General features: G+C 64.4%; 17 protein-coding genes. 11 read left to right on the top strand and 6 right to left on the bottom strand.

Translation table 11 applies throughout. The annotated features are described in order from the left end of the window. Positions 1 to 347 precede the first annotated feature (347 nt). Together MUN81_RS09850 and MUN81_RS09845 are read left to right on the top strand one after the other, a co-directional pair. On the top strand, positions 348 to 2,876 hold the full coding sequence (locus tag MUN81_RS09850) for an outer membrane beta-barrel protein (protein WP_245117129.1): 2,529 nt from the start codon (positions 348 to 350) through the stop codon (positions 2,874 to 2,876). 302 nt (positions 2,877 to 3,178) lie between these two features. Then, positions 3,179 to 5,119 carry a M28 family peptidase gene (locus tag MUN81_RS09845; protein WP_245117128.1) on the top strand — a complete coding sequence of 647 codons (1,941 nt, stop codon included), beginning with the start codon at positions 3,179 to 3,181 and terminating at the stop codon, positions 5,117 to 5,119. 83 nt (positions 5,120 to 5,202) lie between these two features. On the opposite strand, the gene MUN81_RS09840 is transcribed toward MUN81_RS09845, so the two are convergent. Further along, positions 5,203 to 5,574 (bottom strand): hypothetical protein, encoded by a 372-nt coding sequence (locus MUN81_RS09840; protein WP_245117127.1) that lies wholly within the window; start codon positions 5,572 to 5,574, stop codon positions 5,203 to 5,205. A gap of 86 nt (positions 5,575 to 5,660) precedes the next feature. Next, a complete protein-coding gene (locus MUN81_RS09835; protein ID WP_245117126.1) occupies positions 5,661 to 6,242 on the bottom strand; it encodes an AraC family transcriptional regulator in 582 nt (193 codons plus the stop codon). A 346-nt stretch (positions 6,243 to 6,588) separates the two neighbouring features. Here MUN81_RS09835 and hisS point away from each other — a divergent pair, with 346 nt between their 5' ends. Next, positions 6,589 to 8,022, top strand: coding sequence for a histidine--tRNA ligase (hisS, locus tag MUN81_RS09830; RefSeq protein WP_245117125.1), 1,434 nt, complete (start codon positions 6,589 to 6,591; stop codon positions 8,020 to 8,022). A gap of 90 nt (positions 8,023 to 8,112) precedes the next feature. On the opposite strand, the gene MUN81_RS09825 is transcribed toward hisS, so the two are convergent. Together MUN81_RS09825 and MUN81_RS09820 are read right to left on the bottom strand one after the other, a co-directional pair. Beyond that, complete coding sequence (locus MUN81_RS09825; RefSeq protein ID WP_245117124.1) at positions 8,113 to 9,819, bottom strand: T9SS type A sorting domain-containing protein; 1,707 nt, start codon at positions 9,817 to 9,819, stop codon at positions 8,113 to 8,115. An 80-nt stretch (positions 9,820 to 9,899) separates the two neighbouring features. Then, positions 9,900 to 10,286, bottom strand: coding sequence for a hypothetical protein (locus tag MUN81_RS09820; protein WP_245117123.1), 387 nt, complete (start codon positions 10,284 to 10,286; stop codon positions 9,900 to 9,902). A gap of 280 nt (positions 10,287 to 10,566) precedes the next feature. Here MUN81_RS09820 and MUN81_RS09815 point away from each other — a divergent pair, with 280 nt between their 5' ends. Genes MUN81_RS09815 through MUN81_RS09805 form a run of 3 tightly spaced genes read left to right on the top strand, consistent with a single transcriptional unit; the run spans position 10,567 to position 13,588 of the window. Then, complete coding sequence (locus tag MUN81_RS09815) at positions 10,567 to 11,736, top strand: histidine kinase (RefSeq protein WP_245117122.1); 1,170 nt, start codon at positions 10,567 to 10,569, stop codon at positions 11,734 to 11,736. After that, positions 11,733 to 12,869, top strand: a complete 1,137-nt coding sequence (locus tag MUN81_RS09810; RefSeq protein WP_245117121.1) for a histidine kinase — start codon at positions 11,733 to 11,735, stop codon at positions 12,867 to 12,869. Before MUN81_RS09815 ends, MUN81_RS09810 begins: the two co-directional genes overlap by 4 nt. A gap of 14 nt (positions 12,870 to 12,883) precedes the next feature. Continuing rightward, positions 12,884 to 13,588, top strand: coding sequence for a LytTR family DNA-binding domain-containing protein (locus MUN81_RS09805; protein WP_245117120.1), 705 nt, complete (start codon positions 12,884 to 12,886; stop codon positions 13,586 to 13,588). A 146-nt stretch (positions 13,589 to 13,734) separates the two neighbouring features. Here the strand turns inward: MUN81_RS09805 and MUN81_RS09800 are convergent, their stop codons facing one another. Next, the gene (locus MUN81_RS09800) at positions 13,735 to 15,039 is read right to left on the bottom strand and encodes a vanadium-dependent haloperoxidase (RefSeq protein WP_245117119.1); all 1,305 of its coding nucleotides are present in this window, start codon (positions 15,037 to 15,039) and stop codon (positions 13,735 to 13,737) included. Between the two features lie 352 nt (positions 15,040 to 15,391). Here MUN81_RS09800 and hutH point away from each other — a divergent pair, with 352 nt between their 5' ends. The 5 genes from hutH (at position 15,392) to MUN81_RS09775 (ending at position 20,839) form a co-directional block, all read left to right on the top strand. Next, positions 15,392 to 16,885 (top strand): histidine ammonia-lyase, encoded by a 1,494-nt coding sequence (gene hutH / locus MUN81_RS09795; protein WP_245117118.1) that lies wholly within the window; start codon positions 15,392 to 15,394, stop codon positions 16,883 to 16,885. Between the two features lie 457 nt (positions 16,886 to 17,342). Further along, on the top strand, positions 17,343 to 19,010 hold the full coding sequence (locus MUN81_RS09790; RefSeq protein WP_245117117.1) for a gliding motility-associated C-terminal domain-containing protein: 1,668 nt from the start codon (positions 17,343 to 17,345) through the stop codon (positions 19,008 to 19,010). 108 nt (positions 19,011 to 19,118) lie between these two features. Continuing rightward, the gene (locus MUN81_RS09785) at positions 19,119 to 19,457 is read left to right on the top strand and encodes a YbaB/EbfC family nucleoid-associated protein (RefSeq protein ID WP_245117116.1); all 339 of its coding nucleotides are present in this window, start codon (positions 19,119 to 19,121) and stop codon (positions 19,455 to 19,457) included. 7 nt (positions 19,458 to 19,464) lie between these two features. Further along, positions 19,465 to 20,502 (top strand): glycosyltransferase family 2 protein, encoded by a 1,038-nt coding sequence (locus MUN81_RS09780; protein ID WP_245117115.1) that lies wholly within the window; start codon positions 19,465 to 19,467, stop codon positions 20,500 to 20,502. Positions 20,503 to 20,566: 64 nt separating this feature from the next. After that, the gene (locus MUN81_RS09775) at positions 20,567 to 20,839 is read left to right on the top strand and encodes a hypothetical protein (protein WP_245117114.1); all 273 of its coding nucleotides are present in this window, start codon (positions 20,567 to 20,569) and stop codon (positions 20,837 to 20,839) included. Positions 20,840 to 20,889: 50 nt separating this feature from the next. On the opposite strand, the gene MUN81_RS09770 is transcribed toward MUN81_RS09775, so the two are convergent. Continuing rightward, positions 20,890 to 21,108, bottom strand: a complete 219-nt coding sequence (locus MUN81_RS09770) for a PspC domain-containing protein (RefSeq protein WP_046242767.1) — start codon at positions 21,106 to 21,108, stop codon at positions 20,890 to 20,892. Positions 21,109 to 21,121: the final 13 nt, after the last annotated feature.

The raw sequence follows: 21,121 nt of genomic DNA, 5'->3' as shown, positions 1-21,121 counted from the left end.
GCAAGTTGCATCTGTAGCATCAGTTCCGCAGTGCTACATGCAAGCGCCACCAGATAGAGGCAAATTATTTCTCACCTCTTATCCACTGATTTTCATCATTTAAACTCTCAATTGCTTAAGCTTATTGAAAAATTATTTAACCAGTACCTTGTGTTACAAAGTACCTGCTTTACATTTGTTCTGTTCTTAGCCCAGTAGCTGAGCTTAGCGAGTACCCAAGATGGCCCGCTAGCCCGCTGCTTCCACTCACCGGAGTTTGGGCGGCCCGGTTGCTCACCACCCAGCGGAACCGCGGCCGCTGCCTGACCCGAGCTGCTTCCCCGCCTGCCTCACCTTTTTTCTGCACCATGAAAACCTTATTCACCGCTTCTGCTCTCTCCCTTTCCGGCCGCGTGCTGCGTGGCGCGGCCTTGGTTTCGCTGCTGCTACCCTTGGGCGCGGCGGCCCAAACGGGCGGCGCCGGCAGCGTGAGCGGCAGCCTCGTTGAAGCCGGCTCGGGCAAGCCCGTGCCGTTCTCCGACGTGGTGCTGCTGCGCTCAGCCGACTCCACGTTTGTCACGGCCGCCCAGACCACGGAGCAGGGCGCTTTCCGGGCCGCCGGCCTGCCGCTGGGCACCTACCTGATGCGGGTGCAGGACCTGAACTATAAAGTGCTGCGCCGCCGCTTCACCCTGACGGCGACGGCCCCCACGGTTCAGTTTCCGGGGCTTCAACTAACGGCAGCTACGGCCACCAAACTGAGCGAAGTAGTGGTAACGGCTCAGAAAGCCACCGTGGTGGAAGAACTGGGCAAACGCGTGATTAACGTTGAAAAAGACCTGGCCAGCGTGGGCGGCACGGCGGCCAACGTGCTGCAAAACGTGCCTTCGGTGAGCGTGGACGTGAACGGCACGGTTTCGATGCGCGGCACCTCGAACGTCACCATCCTCATCGACGGCAAGCCGGCGGGCGTGAGCAACGGCGGCACCGGCGGCGGCCAGCGCCTCGACCAGATTCCGGCCTCGCGCATTGCGCAGGTGGAAGTCATCACCAACCCCTCGGCTAAGTACGACGCGGCCGGCGGCGGCGGGGTCATCAACCTCATCACCAAGAAAGAAACCCGTCCCGGCACAAACGGTACGGCGGCGCTCAACCTGGGCACCAACGAGAAGTACAGCGGCAACCTCAACCTGAGCCGCAAGGTGGGCAAGGCCACCTGGAGCGGCAGCTACGACGGCCGCGACGTGACCTACGCCAGCAAAGGCCACTCGGAGCAGGTAGCCCTGCTGCCTTCCGAAACGGTGCGCACCACCCAGGTTGGCGCCGGCAGCGAAGGGCACCGCAACCACTCGCTGCGGCTGGGCGTGGAGCTGGAGCTGCCCAAAAACCAGACGCTGGGCCTGAACGGTAGCGTCGGCACCGAGCGCAACCTCGAAAGCGAAGGCCAGGAGCTGACGCAGCAGACCAACAGCGGCCCCGTGCAGCGCGCCCGCGGCCAGCAGGACCTCGACGTGCAGGTGAAGCTGCTGAACTACGGCGGCAACTACCGCCGCACCTGGGCTGAGCACAAGGGCCGCGAGCTGAGCGCCAACTTTGGCGGCGTGGTGATTGACGCCACGGTGCCGGTGGTGCAGCGGCAGTACGCCGAGGTGGGCAATATTGCGCAGCCCGCCACCCGGCAGCAGCTCGACCTGCTGGCCAACATCCAGTTCGGGCAGGTGGACTACACCCACCCGCTGGCCGACGGCAAGGGCCGCCTCGAAATGGGTGCCAAAGTAGAGCACCAGGGCAGCCGCGGGAGCAACAGCTTCGGCTTTGCTGCCAACGAAAGCCGCCCCAACGACTTCGTGAACGACCCGGCCCGCTCGCTCACCTACGCCTCCGACCAGGTGGTGCCCGCGGCCTACGTGACGGCGCAGCACGCGCTGGGTGCCAAGTGGAACGCCCAGGCCGGTCTGCGCACCGAGTACACCCTCCTGAGCGGCAGCATTCGGGGCGGGGCGGGCATTCAGCAGCGCGGCAGCCTGGCCCAGGACTACCTGAGCTTCTTCCCCTCGGCCCTCATCAGCCGCGAGTTTGGCAAAGAACCCGGCCAGAACCGCCTGCAGCTGAGCTACGCCCGCCGCCTCAACCGCCCCAACTTCATGCAGCAGCTGCCGCTGGCCATTTACCAAGACCCGCGCAGCTACCGCCTCGGCAACCCGCGTCTGCGGGCTGAATTCAGCCACAACATCGAACTGGGCCACCAGCTGAACGTGGGCCAGGCCACCATCACCAGCACCGTGTTTGCCCGCATCACCACCAGCTCCATCCAGCGCCTGCGCTTCGTGGACACCACGGCCACCCGCCTGGCCGGCAACTCGGGCCTGGTAACGGCCGAAACCTACGATAACCTCGGCACCACCACCAACCTCGGCGCCGAGCTCAGCCTCAACCAGCCCCTGGCCAAGTGGTGGCGCCTGAACGCCAGCACCAGCCTCTACCGCGCCCAGATTGCCGGCAACGGCATCGGCAACAACCGCACGGCGCTGGTGGGCACCGCCCGCCTCACCAACAATTTCACCCTGCGCCCCACCCTGGATGTGCAGCTGAGCGGTAACGTGCGCTCGGCCTCGCTCACGGCCCAGGGCCGGCAGCTGGCCTGGGGCCAGATGGACCTGGCCTTGCGCCAGCGCCTGTTCTCCGACCGCGCCGCCCTCACCCTGCGGGTGTCGGACCTGCTGAACACCAGCTCCTACCGCACCGAAATTGAAACCGATGTGCTGAGCAGCACCCGCTACGCCAAAGACGAAACCCGCGTGGGCTGGCTGGGCTTCACCTGGTACATCGGCGCCAGCAAGGCCAAGCCGGGCCGCATCGAGGCCGCGCCCCAGGGCGGTGGCGGCTTCGGCGGCTGAGTTAGTTGATTTTCCCTGAAACCACCCCGCTTTTCTCTCCTTCTTTCTGCAAAACAGCCCCGTCGTTGGTTTGGTCCGACGGCGGGGCTTGTGCTGTAAAACAGATTTCCCCCCCCCGCCCCTACTGGCCTAACTGAAAAATGCCCGGAGGGGCTGTAATGGGCAGCGATGGCCTGCGATTCACTGCCCGATTCCCAGCCGCGGCGCGAGTGCAACCCAAAGCGTAGCTTCGCCATCAAGCTCAAACCCGTCCTATTTTTCACATCTTTTCTGCACACCTTTTTCTATTCCCATCGACTTCTATGTCAAAACAACTCCCCCTGGCCGTTGCGCTTCTGTTGGCAGCCGGCACCGTTTCGGCCCAATCGGGCAAAGTCAAAATCAAGACGAAGCCCGGCCGAAACACAGCTACAACTGCCCCCGCGCCGGCCGCAACCCCCACAGACTGGTCCGTGACCTACGCCCAGACCATCACGCCGGCTGGCCTGAAAGCGGACCTCGACGTGCTGGCTTCGGATGCCTACGAGGGCCGCGAGACCGGTAAGAAAGGCCAGAAAATGGCCGCCGACTACATTGCCAAAGCCTTCGCGGCCGACGGCCTGACCGGCCCCGTGGCGGGCTCCGACAACCCCTACATTCAGCACTTCAGCATGAAGCGCACCAGCCTCGACCTGGCCGCCAGCACCGTGAAGGTGGGCAGCCAGACGTTTCAGGGCAAGCGCGACTTCTACGGCATCATGACCGATGCTTTCGCCACGGGTGCGCCGCTGCAGCCGGTGTTTGTGGGCTACGGCATCAAGGAGGACAAGTATTCGGATTTCGCCGCCCCCACCGACTACAAGGGCAAGGACCTGATTCTATTGGCCGGCGAACCACTGAACGGCCAGGGCAAGTCGCTTCTCGGCCCCGATGGCAAAGCCAGTGCGTACGCCTCGGCAACGCTTGACGGCCTGATGGCGCGCCGCAAAGGCATTTTTCCGCTGGGCGCGCGCTCCATTATCCTCGTCATGCCCACGGCAGCGGCTTACTCGGCCGTGCCCCAGGCCTTTGGCCAGCTCATGGACCACGACGACCTCACCTTCGACGGTGCGGAAAAGAAGGCCTCGGGGTTCAACATCTTGATGGTGTCGCCCGAAATGGGCGCCAAGCTGCTGGGCACCACCCCGGCCGGCCTCGACAAGTACCGCCAGAGCGTGGCCAAGGCCGGCAAGGCGGTCGCCTCGCCCTTTAAGCCCGCGGCCGCCACGGCCCAGGCCAAGCAAAACATCGAGCCCTTCACCACCGAAAACGTCTTGGGCTACCTCGAAGGCGGCGACAAAAAGGATGAGCTCATTGTGGTGTCGGCCCACTACGACCACCTCGGCGTGAAAGACGGCGTGGTGTTCAACGGCGCCGACGACGACGGCTCGGGCACGGTGAGCGTGCTGGCCATGGCCCGTGCTTTCTCGCAGGCCAAAAAAGAAGGCCACGGCCCGCGCCGCAGCATCCTTTTCCTGGCCAACACCGGTGAGGAGGAGGGCTTGCTCGGCTCGCAGTACTACACCGACCACCCCGTGTTCCCGCTTGAAAAGACGGTGACCGACCTCAACATCGACATGGTGGGCCGCGTGGATAGCCTGCACCAGGGCAAGGGCGACTACGTGTACCTGGTGGGCGCCGACCGCCTCAGCACCGAGCTCAACACCCTGAGCGAGGCAACCAACCAGCAATACAACCCATTGGCTCTCGACTACAAATACAACGACCCGGCCGACCCCGAGCAGATTTACTACCGCTCCGACCACTACAACTTCGCCAAGCACAACGTCCCGATTATTTTCTACACCAGCGGCCTGCACCCGCAGTACCATAAGGCGACGGACGACGTGGAGTTCATCGACTTCCCGGCCATGGCCCGGCGCGACCAACTCATCTTCCACACGGCTTGGGCCCTGGCCGAGCGCGACGCCCGCGTGGCCCTGAAGCCCGAGTTTGTGAAAACCGGCTTCGTGCCCACGCCGGCCGACCTCGACCGCTACGCCGGCACCTACGGCAGCCCCCAGATTCCGCTCAAAATCACTTTCACCCGCGAGGGCAACGCCCTCAAAGCCCAAGCCACCGGCCAGCCGGCCTTCACCATGGAAGCCGTGAGTCCCGGCGTGTTCAAGTTCGACCCGGCCCAGCTGCGCGTGGAGTTTGCGGCCGACCAGCCCACCTTTAAGCTGAAGCAGGGCGGCGGCGAGTTTGAGTTCAAGAAAGAGTAGTTTCTCACCTTCCTTTCTGCAAGCAAAGCCCCGTCGTCGGTTTGGTCCGGCGGCGGGGCTTTTTCTTGCTAATTATGAGCCATTCAGCGCACGGCGTACACACGCTGCACGCGGCGGTCGGCGCTGAGCTGCTGGGCCACCAGCGCGGTGTTTACGTTGCCCAGGCCCGGGTCGTCGAGCACCTGCTGCAAGGCCAGGTTGAGCTTAGCGGCTGTTTTGCGGCACAATGGGCGGGCGCTGTTCAGGTTGAGGCACAGGCCGTCGATGCGCTCCTGGTACACGAGCTGGTCTTGCGCGTTGTAGAAGCGCACCAGGGTGTAATCGTGCGTAGTCAGGTTGGTTTCGAGGTTCCAATAGCCAGCCGTGGAAACGGTGGCTGACTGGGCCTGAGCAGTTGCTGCACCTGCCAGCAGCAGAAGCAATGCAATGAATCGAGGAAACACGTAATTTTTCATAGCTAAACAGGAAAAGTGAGATGAAGGGGTGACGCGTTGGGTCGGTTTCGGCCTCTGCGGCCAGCCGTTGTTTCGCCACGGCTTAGTTAGGTGGTGTGGACGGGCGACGTGGGGTGCGCTTTGAAGTAGGCGCTGGGCGCGTGCCCGGTAAACCGGCGGAACTCGCGAATCAGGTGGGCTTGGTCGTAGTACCCACAGGCGTAGGCCACGTCCTGCCAGTTGGGCAACGCATCAGCGGCCAGCAGCCGAAACGCACGGTTGAACCGGACGAGGCTGGCGTAGAGCTTAGGCGCCGTGCCGACTTCGGCCAGGAAGCGGCGCTCGAGCTGCCGGCGGCTCAAGCCCACGCCTTGGGCCAGCGCTTCAATGCTGACCCGGCCATCGTGCTCCAGAATGCTGCCAGCCACCGCATCGACCGCATCGGGCGAGGTAGCGGTGCCGGCCACGCGCTCCAGCAACAGCTCGTCGGCTGCCGCCGGCCAGGCCAGTCGGCGGCATTCCTGCATGCGTTGCAGCAGGGCGTCGACGAAGGGCTGCGCCGCTCTGCTTAGCATATCCCGGACGTCTTCCCCTTCGGCCACAGGCGGCTTAAACAGATGGTAGTAGCCAACCGGCCGAAAGAAAATGCTCAGGCCTTCGTCCCGGTCCGGAAGCCGCAGCCAGAGCATGCGCCGCGTGAAACCCAGCGGGTCTTCGGCGGAAAAAGGGGGAATGTCTGAAGGTGGGCTATGGGCTGTGGCAGAGGTCGGTGGTTCGGTTTCGGGTTCGGTGTACCACAGTCCGTAGCACTCGACGAAGCCGGCCAGCGCCGGAGATGGGGATAATGCCGTGATGTGCATATTGTCTGCGAGGTCCTGCCCGATTCCAACTACATGCCGCTCCAATCCGACCCTTGCGACAACTCAGAACAAATTTACAATATTAACAATGTTGAATATTGTACAAATGCGACATTCTCGGTTTGGGTGAAGCAGACGATATCGCCCCGGCGGCTTGCCTACCTTTGCCGGCGTTATGCAAAAACCGAGTATTCCCAAGGGCACCCGCGATTTTGGCCCCGCGCAGGTGGCACGCCGCCAGCACATTTTCAACGTCATCCGCCGCACGTTCGAGTCGTTTGGCTACGCGCCGCTCGAAACGCCGACGCTGGAGAACCTGTCGGTGCTCACCGGCAAGTACGGCGACGAGGGCGACCAGCTCCTGTTTAAAGTATTGAACTCCGGCGACTTTGCCAAGGACGTAACGGCCGAAGACCTGGCCACTGGCAGCAAAGCCCTACTGCCCAAAGTGGCCGAAAAGGGCCTGCGCTACGACCTCACCGTGCCCTTCGCCCGCTACGTGGCCATGAACCGCGGCACGCTCACCTTCCCCTTGAAGCGCTACCAGATGCAGCCCGTGTGGCGCGCCGACCGCCCCCAGCGTGGCCGCTACCGCGAGTTTTACCAGTGCGACGCCGACGTGGTGGGCACCGACTCGCTGCTCTGCGAGGCCGAAATCGTGCTGATGATGGCCCAGGTGCTCGGCGGCCTTGGCCTGCACGACTTCACCATCAAAATCAACCACCGCGGGGTGCTGCGCAACATTTACCAGGCGCTGGGCGGCGAGGGTCGCGAGACGGACTTGTTCGTGGCCATCGACAAGCTCGACAAAATCGGGCGCGACGGCGTGAGCAAGGAGCTGCTGGAACGCGGCTTTTCCGCGCCCACCGTCGACACGCTGTTTGAGCTGCTGACGGTGGAAGGCAGCTACGAAGAGAAGCTGCAGCGCCTGCTGGCCGGCTTCGTGACGGCCGGCGTGGAGCCCGACGGCGTGCGCCCCACCACCCCCGACGTGGAAGCCGACTCGCCCGAGCCGCTGGCCAACTACCGCGGCCTCACCGAGCTGGCCCAGGTGCTGGACCTGCTTCGGGCCTCCGGCTTCCGGCAGTTCGACCGGCTGGAGTTCGACCCCACCCTGGCGCGGGGCCTCTCCTACTACACGGGCTGCATTTTCGAAGTCAAAATCAACAACGTGCAGATGGGCAGCGTGAGCGGCGGCGGGCGCTACGACAACCTCACCGGGAGCTTCGGGCTGCCGGGCGTGTCGGGCGTGGGCTTTTCGTTTGGCGTCGACCGGCTTTACGACTGCCTCGAAGCGCTGGACTTGTTCACGGTGACGGCCGAAACCCCCACCCGCTGCCTCATCACGCACTTCGACGTGGCCAGCGGCCGGGCCGCCCTGCCCCTGCTGGCCGAGTTGCGCGCCGCCGGCATCCCCGCCGAGCTGTACCCCGACGCCAGCAAGCTGCAAAAGCAGTTTAAATACGCCGATGCCAAGGGCATTCCGCTGGTCATCATCATGGGCCCGGAAGAAGCCGCCGCGGGCGTGGTAAAAATCAAAATCATGCAAACCGGCGTGGAGCGCGTGCTGCCCATCGGGGAAGTGGTGACCGCGCTTACGGCGGAATAAAACGGTTGTAAGACGAAGAAAACCAGCCTGTCAGGCTTCTGATTTGAAGCCTGACAGGCTGGTTTTCTTCGTTTGGCAGGCTCCCCTCGCCTACTCTACTGCTAGGCGCTGGCTCACAGCTTGCCCGGCCACCGTGGCCCGCAGCACATACAGGCCCACCGGCAACCCCCGAACCGACAGCGGCTGCGCGGCGTCGGCGAAAACCCGCACCAAGTCGCCGCACCCGTTGTATAGGCGCAGGCTGCCAGGCTTGGCAGCAGCCGGAAAGCGGAGGCGCAGTTCCGAAGTGGCAGGGTTGGGATACACTTCAACCCCAAGCGCCGCGGCCGCGCGCTCGGTGGAGCTGAGCAGCGAGCCCGAACTCTGTATGCGGCCCGCGCAGATGTCGCGCCCCGTAGGCGCGGGCCCCGGCGACGACCAAAATACCTGCACCGAGCCATTGGGCTGCCCTACAGGTATGTAGTCCAACTCATAGGGACGGTTTTCGGCTATTGAATGCAGAATGACGCCGGGCGAGGTGAAGGCAACTGCGCCACTGGGCAGGATTTTCTGAGCGCGGAAGTTGGCGGCGTTGGCATCCGTGCTGTAGAAGGCCATCACCGCGCCGTTGTCGGATGGCGCCAGCTTGGGACGCGGATAACCTGCGGACAAGGAGTACACGGGCACCCCGCCGGCCGCCCAAGCCAACGTGCCGGCCGCGTCAATCTTTTGGGCATAACACTTGTAATCGAAGTTGCCGCTGCCGCCGCGGGCGTCTTCCCATATCATCCAAAGCGCGTTATCGTGCCAAATGGCGTGGGGGTTGGTTTGATACGCGGGGTCGGTGCTCAGGGCCACATAGCCGGGGCTGGCCCAGCCCAGCGTGCCGCTGGGCAGCACCTTAGCCACCAGCGGGTCGCCGCCGTTGGAGGTCCAGGCCACGTAGAGGGCGTTGGCCGGGTCGGTCAGGAGCTGCCAGTCCGAACCGCGCCCCGACGCACCGCCCGCCGAGATGGTGGTGTAGTTGGCCCAGGTGGCCGCGCCGGCCGCGCTGAAGTGCTGGGCGTAGATGGGCGAGCCTAAGCCGCCGGCGCTGGCCACCATGTAGAAGCCGTCGCCGCCGTCGCCCACCGTGTGGTAATAGTCGGAAGCAAAGATGCCCACGGGCACCACCACCACCTGCCGGTCGTTGTTGGGGTAGCTCAGCACGCCCGTCGGCCCAATTTTATTGTAGGTGAAGCGGTTGCTGCCGCCGTTCAGGGCCAGGGCGTGGGTGATGGTGGCGCCCGTGCTGGAGGGAATGATGTTGAGCCCCTGCTCGCTTTCGTAGATGACGGTGGGCAGGGTGCGGTAGGCCACCACGGTGGGCGAGGACCATTGCGGCACGCCGGTTGCGCTGTAGAACTGGCAGCGCACGGTGTCGCCCCCCACGCCAAAGGCTCCTTGCACCCAGGCCACCAGCACCCCGCCTTGCCAGGCAACGGCCCGCATGCCGAAGATGTCGCGACTGCCGGTTTGGAACAGTCGCAGGCCGTTGGTGGGCAGCAGTGGCACCCCAGCCGCGTTGAGGCGCTGGGCATAAATACCGGTGCCGAGGCCGGAGTTGTTGCCGTTGCGCTTGTCAATCCAGACAATGTAGGAGCCGCCTGCACCATCGGCGAAGGCCTGCACGCCCAGTTGGTAGTTGGGCGCGTTGCTTACGAACTGGGTTTGCGAGGGTGTGGTGGAGAATTGCGCCCGCGCCGGCCCAGCCAATGCCAACGCCAGCAGCAGGCAGCCCGGCAGCCAGTTTGCCAGGTGAAGAGGGAAGAGCTTCATGTCAATTTGTAGAAAGAAAGGAGTTGAAGCAGCAATGCCACAATCAAATTACAAACAATATAGTATATACTAATTATAATTTAATAAAAAAATGCCCAACGGACGGCGTACACGCGCTGCAGCCGGCGGTCGGTACCGAATTGGGTGGACAACAGGTTGGGGCGGATGGCCAGCGAGGGGTCGAGCAGCACCTGTTCCAGGGTGGCGTTGAGCTGGCTTTTGGTGCGGCGGCAGAGCGGCCGGGCGCTGCCCAAGTTGAGGCAGAGGCCGTCGAGGCGCTCTTGGTACACGAGCTGGTTCTGGGCGTTGTAGAAGCGCACGAGGGTGTAATCGCGCGTCGTCAGGTTGGTTTCCAGGTTCCAGTAGCCGTTTTGGGGAAGCGCGCCCGGGCCCTGAGCCCGCACGAGCGGGGAAACAGCCAGCGGCAACAACGCGAGGCACAGGCGAAGGAAGGAGAATGATTTCATGGTGCGAGAGGGAAAAGTGGGGTAAAGAATTGGCGGGCCAGGTGCCTGCCCATCGGCCGGACGGCCTCGGCTATGCCCCAAGATGGACGTTGCCCGCCGCCTTCGCTGGCTTATTCGCCGGGCCGCGGCGGGTGGGCGCAACTCGCACAAGCGCCGTCGACCAACAACCGGTTTGGTCGTTAGTCGACGGCGAGGGGCCGTTGGTCTAAAAAGCGGAATGCGAGGACCTTGCCCGCGCTCAAACCGATATATTTACCCCGCACAAACCTTTATTCCAGCCATGGCACAGGCAGCAAACCCGGCGGTGGCCGCCGCCCTGCGGGCCCTCGACGAGCGGCGCTGGCTGCGGCACGGCCTGTTCTGGTCGGTGCGCGTGGTGCTCATGGCCTGGCTGTTTCTCTACGGCCTGCGCGCCACCACCGACTGGCGCGTGGCCCTGCACGACTCGCTGATTCTGCTGCCGCCCCAGATGCTGGCCACCTACGCGCTGCTCTACGGCGTGCTGCCCTGGCTGCCGCGGCCCGAGCACCGCGGCCGCTTCGGGCTGCTGCTGCTGGCGTGGCTGGTGCTGGGGCTGGCCCTCACGTTTGCGCACCGCTACTACTTTTTTGTGCCTTCGCACCACGGCCGGCCCTCGGCGTTTTCCGACTATTACCTCGTGTATGCCACCGGGGCGCACATGCCGCTGCTGCTCACGGCCGGGGTGGCGGCCTGCCTGCGCGTGTACCGGCAGCGGCAGCGGCAAGCGCACCGCAACGCGCAGCTGGCGCAAGAGAATTTTCAGGCCGAGCTGCAGTTGCTGCGGGCCCAAATTCACCCGCACTTTCTCTTCAACACCCTCAACAATCTGTATTCGCTCACACTGAAGCAGTCTGACCAGGCCCCGGTGGTGGTGGAACGCCTCACCGGGCTGCTGCATTTTGTGGTGGAGCAGGGCAACGCCCCGCTGGTGCCCCTGGCCGACGAAGTGGCCCTGCTGCGCAACTACCTGGCCCTGGAGCAGCTGCGCTACGGCCCGCGCCTCACCCTGGATTTTCAAGCCGAGGGCATCGGCTCCCCGGCCCGCATTGCGCCGCTGCTGCTGCTGCCGCTGGTCGAAAACGCCTTTAAGCACGGCGCGGCCGAACAGGTGGGCGCGGCCCGCATCCGCATTGTGCTAAGCGTGGCGCAGGGCTGGTTCACGTGCGTCGTCGTCAATTCCAAAAACCCCGATGCCGGCCCCGCCGCACCGGCCGGCATCGGGCTGCGCAACGTGCGGGAGCGCCTGCGCCTGCTCTACCCGGAGCGCCACCGCTTCGCGCTGGAAACCAGCGCCGACACCTTTGTGGTGCGCCTGGCGCTGCACCTGGCCGACGAAGCGGCGCCGGCTGCCGCCCCAGAGCCGGCGGAAGCCCCCGTTCACTCCGCGGCCGCCCGGGCCTGGGCCGTGGCCAACGCGCCCGGGCCATGAGCGGCGGGCCCAACCGCCGGGTGATGCGGCACGCCGCCTTTTGGCTGGCCACCATGGTGCTCAGCTACCTGATGCAGCTGCCGGCGCACTTCCTGGCCGGGGCACGCCTGTACGTGGGCGGCATTTTATTCGTGCAGACGCCCGCTGCGCTGCTCACCATTTACCCCTTGCTGTACGGGGTGCTGCCCCGGCTGCTGCGCGGGCAGTTTGGGCTGATAATGCTGCTGCTGCTGGCGTGGGTGCCGGCCAGCGTCCTGGTGGTGGACGTGCTGCGGATGCTGTACGACCTGGGGCCGGCGGCGTGGTTTGGCGAGCCCGTGCCGGCAACATTCGATTGGTCGAACTACCAAGACCTCGGCTTCGCGTGGTTTGTGCTGCTGGTGATGGCCGGGGCCGCCAGTACGCTCAAGCTGCTGAACCACTGGAACGAGCAGCAGCGGCTGGGCCAGGAGCTGCAGCAACGCAAGCTGCATGCCGAACTGCAGCTGCTGAAGGCACAGCTGCAGCCCCCGTTTCTGTTCGACACGCTCGGCACCCTGCGCACGCTCACCGGCCGCAAATCGCCGGAAGCCCCGGGGGCAGTGCTGCACCTTGCCGAACTGCTGCGCTACCTGCCCTACGCCAGCGCCCGCGAGGCCGGCCCCCTGGCCGACGAAGCCGACATGCTGCGCCATTACGTGGCGCTGGAGGCCTTGCGGCTGGGCCCGCGCATAGACGTATCGCTCCATTTCAGCGGCGACCTCACGGCGGCCCGCATTGCGCCGCTGCTGTTGCTGCCACTGGTCGAAAACGCCTTCCGGCACGGCGCCGGCCCCGCCCACGAATGCCCCTGGGTGAGCATCGACCTGGTGGCCAAGCCGCATTCTCTCGTCGTGAAAGTCATCAACAGCCGCGTCGCGGACGCCGCCAACTGGCAGGAAGGCCCCGGCCTGCGCACCCTGCGCGCGCGGCTGGCCCGCCTCTACCCCGGCCGCCACTCGCTGAAACTCGTGGCCGAGCCGGATACCTTTCTGGCCACCCTGCACCTGCGCGCCGCCCGGCCCCCCGAGCCCCCGGCCAAGCCGCTGCCCACCCGCAACGCCGCGGCGGAAGCATTTCGCAAAGCCGTGAGCAGCCCCCCCCCGCCTAGATAACTACTTGCCACCGCATGAAAACCCGCTGCTTATTGGTCGATGATGAGCCCCCGGCCCTGGAGGTGCTGGAAACCTACGTGCGCGAAGTGGCCCACCTGGAACTGGTGGGCACCTGCGGCAACGCTTTGGAAGCTTTCGGCATCCTCCAGGCCCAACCAGTCGACCTGATGTTTCTCGACATCAAAATGCCCAAGCTGCTAGGCACCGATTTCCTGCGCAGCCTGCGCCACCCGCCGCAAGTCATCTTCACCACCGCTTACCGCGAATTTGCCTACGAAGGCTTTGAGCTCGATGCGGTGGACTATTTGCTCAAGCCCGTGTCGCTGGAACGCTTCCTCAAAGCCGTGACCAAAGTGGGCCGCGCGGAGGGAGCACAGGCCGCGGCGCCTGCTGAGCCCGTCGCCACGCCCGACGCTTTCCTCTATTTTCGCATCGACCGGAAAATGGTGAAGGTGGTGCTCAACACCATCCTTTGCATCGAAGGCCTGAAGGACTACGTGAAAATCCATACCGTCGCTGGCCCGCCGCTGGTGGTGAAGCAAACCATCAACGGCATGGAGGAGAAGCTCTCGGAAAGCAATTTTCTGCGCATTCACCGCTCATTTATCGTGGCCCTGGAAAAAATCCGGACCTACAACGCCCGCCACATCGAAGTAGCCAACCAGGAGCTGCCCATCGGCCGCCTGTTTCGCCCCAGAGTAGAGGAAGCGCTGGGGTGATGTAGCGGATTGGGGAGGAAGAACGCCATATCGAGCGCAGCTAAGACACTTCGCGGGCTTTAATTATGCTAATCGTCTGTCAGCGTGAAGCATCTCTTCACGCCCCAACGAGAGTCGTTCAGGGGTGAAAAGATGCTTCGCTGCGCTCAGCCTAGCGGGCGGTACTTTAGCGCAGCGTCAGGCTGGCGTCGATGTTCTGCGCCACTTTTTTGCCTTGTGCCCCCCCCCTTCTCGCACGAAGTGCGGTAATGAATGCCGCCGTAGAGGCGCGAAATTCCGGCTTCAGCGCCCGCCTGCTCGAACGACGTGTAGGAGCGCGCTCCCAGCCCAAACTGCACGTAATTCTGGTCGGTGAACGCATAGTTGGTGCCGAACAGGCTGGTGAGGGCCGCGGCCGCGGCGGCCGAGAGCGTGGCGTGCGTGGCGCTGTAATCGGGAAAATTGGGGGCCTTGATGAGCGACAGCCAGCCGGGGTGGCCCAGCTCGCCGCGCACGTAGCTAATGGGCCGCAGCAAAGTGTAGGTGTACTTCGTTTTGAAGCAACTGATGGCGGCGTCGTTCATGCTGATGCCCACTTTGGCGTAGGCTTTCAGGGCCTTGTCGAGGGCGGGCTGCTCGCGCACCAGCACCTGCGTGAGGATGGACATCCAGTGGCCGGGCGGGGTGAAATTGCGTCCGTTGGGCGCGTCGTTCCAGAACAGGGCAATGGCGCGCTGGTCGGCCGTGAGGTTCTGCGACAGGTCGTACACCTCCTGGGCCATGGCGTAGAAAGGCGAGCCCGGCGCGGCCGAATAGGCCAGCGGCGGTCCCGGGTCGGCGCCGGCGCCGCTGCCGGCCACCAGCGGGCGGTTGGTGCCCCAGTAGGCGAAGCCGGCGGGCGCGAAGGCCGGGGCCGTGGGCACCCACATGCCCGGCCCGGTGGGCGGGGTGTAGGGCGCGGCGTTGTCGTAGCCGTCGGTGCGCGCCCACGTGAGTACGGCCGCGGCTACCTGTTTGCCAAAATCGATGGACCGGGCCTGCGCCTCGGCCCCAACGCCGGCCTGTAGCGCCGCCGCATTGGCCGCTTCCAGCGAATCGATGGTGATTTTGTTGGCCGCCGAGGTGTTGGCAAACAAGCCCCGGTTGACGGCGGCCAGGGCCGCGTTGGCACTCAGGGCCCAATTATAGGCTTGGGTTTTGTCGGCCACGGGCAGGCCGCTGAGGCCGTTGAGCTGGCTGCCCAGCGACGTGGCCCCGGCAATGCCCGGCACCACGGCCTCGTACCCCGCAATGCCGGAGTAGCCAAACGGCCGCCCAAAAGTATTGACCGGCCCCGCCGCCGTGGTGCGCACCAGCTTGAGCTGCAGGTTGAGCCACAACACCACTACATCGGCGCGGTACGACGACGCGGGCGCCGAAACGGTGGCCGGCTCCTCCGATTTTGAGTGTGAGCAGGCGTCTGCTACCAGCAACAGGCCGAGCCCCAGCCACCGCCCCACGCACGGCAGGCAGCTTCGGCAGGAAAAGAAGTGTACGAAGGGGTTGCATATGAACTGGAAAAAGGAGTGAGTATTGCGCTTGCCATCAGAGCTCTTTGCTTTGATTACCAGATAAAACTACCCGCCTCCTTCCGTCCCCGCCCGTATTATCGCCCTGCTGCCAGCGGCCGTAGGCAGACGGAGTACTGGCGAAGATTAACGGCGCCCGCGGCCGTTTATCGACGCGGGCGGGCCGCTGGTCGACGGCGCTAAGCCGACCAGCGGGGCTTGCCGTGGAAATGCTTCTATTTTTGCAGCCACCCCCAGCCACCCCCATCCCCTCTTAATGCCCACCCATACCATTTCGCCCGCGCAGCCCCTCACCCTGGCCGCGCTGGCCGCCGTGCTGGCCGACGGCCGGCCCGTGCAACTTGGCGACGACGCCAAAACGCAAATCGCCACCTGCCACGAATACCTGCACCAGCGCCTGACGCACGAAGACAAGCCGATTTACGGCATTAACACCGGCTTTGGCTCCTTGTATAATGTGAGCATCGCGCCCGAGCAGCGCGCCCAGCTGCAGGTCAACCTGATGATGTCGCACGCCTGCGGCACCGGCGCCGAAGTGCCGCAGCCCCTCGTGCGCCTCATGCTCTTCCTCAAGGCCCAGAGCCTGAGCTACGGCCACAGCGGCGTGCAAGTGGCCACCGCCGAGCGCCTCGTGGCCATGTACAACCGCGAGCTGCTGCCCGTGGTATACGAGCAGGGCTCCTTGGGCGCCAGCGGCGATTTGGCCCCGCTGGCCCACCTCTGCCTGCCGCTGCTGGGCCTGGGCGAAGTGAACTACCAGGGCTACCGCCTGAGCGCCGCCGACGCCATGAGCCTCTTCAGCTGGGACCCGCTGGCGCTGCAGGCCAAGGAAGGCCTGGCGCTGCTGAACGGCACCCAGTTCATGCTGGCCTATGCCGTGGACGGGGTGCTACGCGCCCAGCGCCTAGCCGACGCCGCCGACGTCATTGGCGCGCTGTCGACCGAAGCTTTCGGGGGCTGTGCCGACCCATTTAATGAGAACCTGCACCGCATTCGGCCGCATGCCGGACAGGTCTTGGTGGCCCGGCGCCTGCGCGAGCTGCTAGCTGGCTCGGAACTGCAGACCCAGCCCCGCCACGCCGTGCAGGACCCTTATTCTTTCCGCTGCCAGCCGCAGGTGCACGGCGCCTCGCGCGACGCGTTGGCTTACGTGGCCCAGGTAGTGGAAACCGAATGCAACTCCGTAACCGACAACCCCAACATTTTCCCCGACGAGGACCTCATTCTGAGCGGCGGCAACTTCCACGGCCAGCCCCTGGCCCTGGCCCTCGACCACCTGGCCGTGGCCGTGGCCGAGCTGGGCAGCATCTCGGAGCGACGCACCTACCAGCTCATTTCGGGCCAGCGCGGCCTGCCTACCTACCTGGTGGCCGAGCCCGGCCTGAACTCCGGCCTGATGATACCGCAGTACACCGCCGCCGGCATCGTGAGCCAGACCAAGCAGCTGTGCACGCCGGCCTCGGTCGACAGCATTGTGAGCAGCAACGGCCAGGAAGACCACGTGAGCATGGGCGCCAACGCCGCCACCAAATCGCGCCGCGTGTTGGACAACGTGGAGCAGGTGCTGGGCATCGAGCTGATGACGGCGGTGCAGGCCCTGGCGTTTCGGCGCCCCGGCCGCACCTCGCAGGAGTTGGAGCGAGTGGTGGCCGCCTTCCAGCAGGAGGTAAAATTTGTGGGCCAGGACCGGGTGCTCTACCCCGACTTACACAAAGCCGCCGCCTTCGTCCGTAAGTTTGACTGGCAATAAGCCGAGCATTTCTTTGAATCACAATTGCAGCGCAGGCATCAACATTCTGCCAGAGCGCAGCTTATAATTTAGGCGATGCTGAATGCTAATTAGTGCCCATTAGCGTTATGTGTTCTTTTATATGACGTTGGCAAACCGTTGCTTTTTACTCCTCCTCTTCTGGTTAGCTGCTATACATGCCGCGTGGGCACAGGTGTGCCCTTCTGCCAATCAACCCGCATGTACTTTTATCGCAGTCGACAATAATAGTAATCAGGAAGTCAACTCGTTTTGCGTAGGCAGGCCCGTGCACTTCGAGTTGGCTTGCGGCCGGGTTGTTCCAGCCCGCTTACTGTATTACGGCGTCCTGCCCGGGACGGGCACTGTGTTCCCGGGTTGTCAGCCACCCAATAATAATATTACCCCCTACATCTACACACCTACTAAGGCGGATGTTGGGTTGGTTACCGTTTCGGAGTTGGCAAATGACCCCACGGGCGGACCAGGTTCAACCTACTACATCCGCACCTTCCGCGTCTACGACAACACCGCCCCGACCTTTACGGTGGCCCCCTGCCCCAGTGGCAACGCGCTGATTACCATCACCGACCTAGTATACGACTACTATTCGGTGCAATCCGGCTCTGGCGCTCCGCTCAATCTCAACCCCGGGCAGCGCAGCGCGGTGGTGCCACTGGCCAGCGGAGCTACTTCGGTCACGGTGGTGGGTCACTACACGGCGCCTAATATTTGCGAAAGCCAGCAGGCCACGCAGCCCGTGGCTGCGCTGCTGCCGCCCCAAACGCCGCTCTTCACCACGCTCACGCTGCAGGGCGCCCTGCCCGGCGGCACGGCTACGCTCGCCATTGGCCAGCTGCCGGCCGGCTACTTCTACACCCTGCAGCGGGCCGATGCCAGCGCGCCCGGCGGCTTTGCCACGGTGGCCACGGTGCCCGCCGGCAGCACCTCCTTCGCCGTGCCCGGCGCCGCGCCCGGGTGCTACCGCCTGCAGCGCACCGATGCCTGCCAGCTCAGCACCGCGGCCTCGGACCTGATTTGTACGCTCAACCTCACGGGCAATTCCACGCAAAACCGCAACCAGCTGCTGTTCAGCGACGCCGGTGGTTCGGGCGCGGTCTACACCGTGAGCCGCGACGGCAAGATGCTCACGACGGGCATTGCTTCAATCTCGGGAGGCCTGGAAGACAGCGACGTGCAATGCGGCACCAGCTACTCCTATATCGTGACGGCCACCTATCCCAACGGCACGAAGTCGGTTTCCAACGCCGTCACTGTCCTCACCACATCCAACCTGCCGCCCCAGCAGCCGCTGCTGGTGCCCAGCTTCAACGTGCGCAATGTGGTGGAGTTGCGGCCGGTGCTGGCCGGCGGCATCCTGCCCACCGGCAGCACGCTTTCGTATCGCCGCCTGGCCGGTGGGAGCCCGACCGATTTTGGCAGCGCCACCAGCCTGCGCCCCCGCCGCGACTCTACGGCGCTGGAAGACCTGCGCAAAAACTCGCCCTGCTACTCGGTGCGCATCACGGACGTGTGCGGCAACGCCTCGCCCGAAAGCGCGGCCACCTGCCCCAGCCTGCTGAACGCCAGCCCGGCCGATGCCGACGGCACCACAGCCAGCCTGTCCTGGTCGGCCTTCACCGGCCCCATTCCCAGCGCGGCGGCCAGCTACGTGCTCGAACGCCTCAGCTCCGACAACCAGGTGATAGACAACATTGCCGTGAGCGGCAACAGCTACACCGACCTGTCGCCCAACACCACGCAGCAGGTGTTGCGCTACCGCCTGCGCATCAGCGGGGCGGGGCTGCCGGCGGGCACGGTCAGCTACTCCAACATTGCCACCGTGACGCGGCCGCTGTTCCTCACCATCCCCACGGCCTTCACCCCCAACGGCGATGGGCTGAACGATGTGCTCGAAGTAAAAGGCAAGTATTTGAAGGATTACACCTTCGTGGTGGTGGACCGCAACGGGCAGGAAGTATTCCGCGGCACGCAGCGCGCCGACGTGTGGGACGGCCGCATCAAAGGGCACGCGCCGGTGCTGGGCGGCTACGTGTGGCGCTTCCAGCAAAACAACGAGGACGGCACACCCTTCACGGCTTCGGGCTCGGTCACCATTCTAAAATAAGCCCCGCGGCGAACCCTCGGCCGGGTTCCGGCGTCTTTGCAGAAGCAAGCCGCTCACTTTTGACACATTCGCTTGTTCACTGCTTACTGATAACTGAAAACTGATACCATGGCATTCGACCTCTCCGGCATGATGGGCAAAGTGAAAGAGCTGCAGGACAAAATGCAGCAGGCCCAGCAGGAAATCCAACACATTACGGCCACGGGCGAAGCTGGCGGCGGCCTGGTGCGCGCCACCGCCAGCGGCCACCGCAAGGTGCTCAAGCTCGAAATCGACGAAACCCTGCTCACCCCGCAGGACCGCGACATGCTGGCCGACCTCGTGGTAGCCGCCGTGAACAAAGCCCTGGACGAAGCAGCCGAGCTGGCCCGCCAAGAGCTCCAACGCAAAACCAGCGGCCTGATGCCCAACGTGCCCGGCCTCGATTTGAGCGGTTTTGGCGCCTAGTGCCGCTGTGCCAAACGTTGGCGCCTGCGCCGACGTGGCCATTGTCATCCTGAACTGGAACGGCGCCGGTTTTCTGCGCCGCTTTTTGCCCGGCGTGCTCACCCACGCCGACGGCGCCCGCGTCATCGTGGCCGACAACGCTTCGACCGACGATTCGGTGGAACTGATGTCGCGCGAGTTTCCGCTGGTGGAACTGCTGCTGCTGGAGCGCAACTTCGGCTTTTGCGAAGGCTACAACCAGGCGCTGGCCCAAGTGAACAGCGACTTTTTCGTGCTGCTGAATTCCGACGTGGAAGTGACCCTGGGCTGGCTGCGCCCCCTGCGCGCGCTGCTCGAAGCCAGCCCGCGCATTGCCGCCGTGCAGCCCAAAATCCTGACCCACGCCGACCCCACCTACTTCGAGTACGCGGGCGCAGGCGGCGGCTACCTCGACCGGCTGGCCTACCCCTTCTGCCGCGGCCGGCTCTTCGACACCCTCGAAAAAGACCAGGGCCAGTACGACGACTCGCGTCCCGTGGCCTGGGCCAGCGGTGCCTGCCTGCTGGTGCGCCGCAGCGCCTGGCACGCCCTCGGCGGCCTCGAACCCGCGTTTTTTGCGCACATGGAGGAAATCGACTTCTGCTGGCGCCTGCAAAATGCCGGGCACGAAGTGTGGTACCACGGCGGCAGCGCCGTGCGCCACGTGGGCGGCGGCACCCTGCCCAAAACCAACCCCCGCAAAACCTACCTCAACTTCCGCAACGGTCTGGCGCTGCTCTTCAAAAATGCGGCGCCCGGCGAACTGCTCTGGCCCCTGTGGCAGCGGCTGGTGCTCGACGGCGTGGCCGGCGTGAAGTTTCTGTTAAGCGGCGAGTTGGGCAACTTTTGGGCGGTGCTGCGCGCGCATTTCAGCTTTTATGGCAAGCTGGGCTACTGGCGCCGGAAGCGGCGCGAAGCCCGGCCGCACCTGCGCGTGGCCCAGCGCCAGGGCGTGTACCACGGCAGTGTGGTGTGGGCCTACTTTGCCCAAGGCAAGCGCAAGTTCAGCGACTTGGGCCTGCGCTAGGCGGCGTCGGCCGCTATATTTGGCCTCCGCCGCTCGCCTGCGGCCGTTCACCTTTCTGATTTCGATGAAAAAAGCGCTACTTCTGACGCTGGCCTCGGTGCTGCTGTTCTTGATTTCGCTGGGCCCGGTGGCGGCACAGGGCTTCCACCGCTTTGGCCATGCCAACCGCTCGCTCACCAAAAAGAAAGAGCACTCGAGCAAGCACGTCAAGCACCGCGACAAAACCAAGAAAGTAAAAAAGCGCAAGCCCGAAAACGGCGAGAAGCGGCGCCACAAGCAAGCCAAGCAGCAGGAGCTGAACCGCGAGGCCAAGGAATACGACGCCGAGAAGGAGTAGCGCGGGGGCTGGTTAGCTTCCGAAAGCGTTTTTGCAGCCGAAACAGGGACTTACAAATCCCACACGGTGCTGCGCTGCTGGCGCATGGCCCGGCGCACGTTCATCCAGAAAGCCCCGGCGAAGTAGAGCACGATGGGCGAGCCGAACGTGAAAAACGACGCATACACGAACGACAGCCGGACGCTGCGCGTGCTGAAACCCCACTTCTGCGCCAGCGCTGAGCACAAACCAAAAGACTGTGTTTCGAGGTAGTCGGTGAAGCGTTTCATGGGCGGTAGCGGC

Origin of the sequence: Hymenobacter sp. 5317J-9 (genome assembly GCF_022921075.1) — a bacterium.
Classification (GTDB): domain Bacteria; phylum Bacteroidota; class Bacteroidia; order Cytophagales; family Hymenobacteraceae; genus Hymenobacter.
The sequence above is the reverse complement of the archived record's forward strand: the minus strand, read 5'-3'. Positions and strand labels throughout refer to the sequence as shown.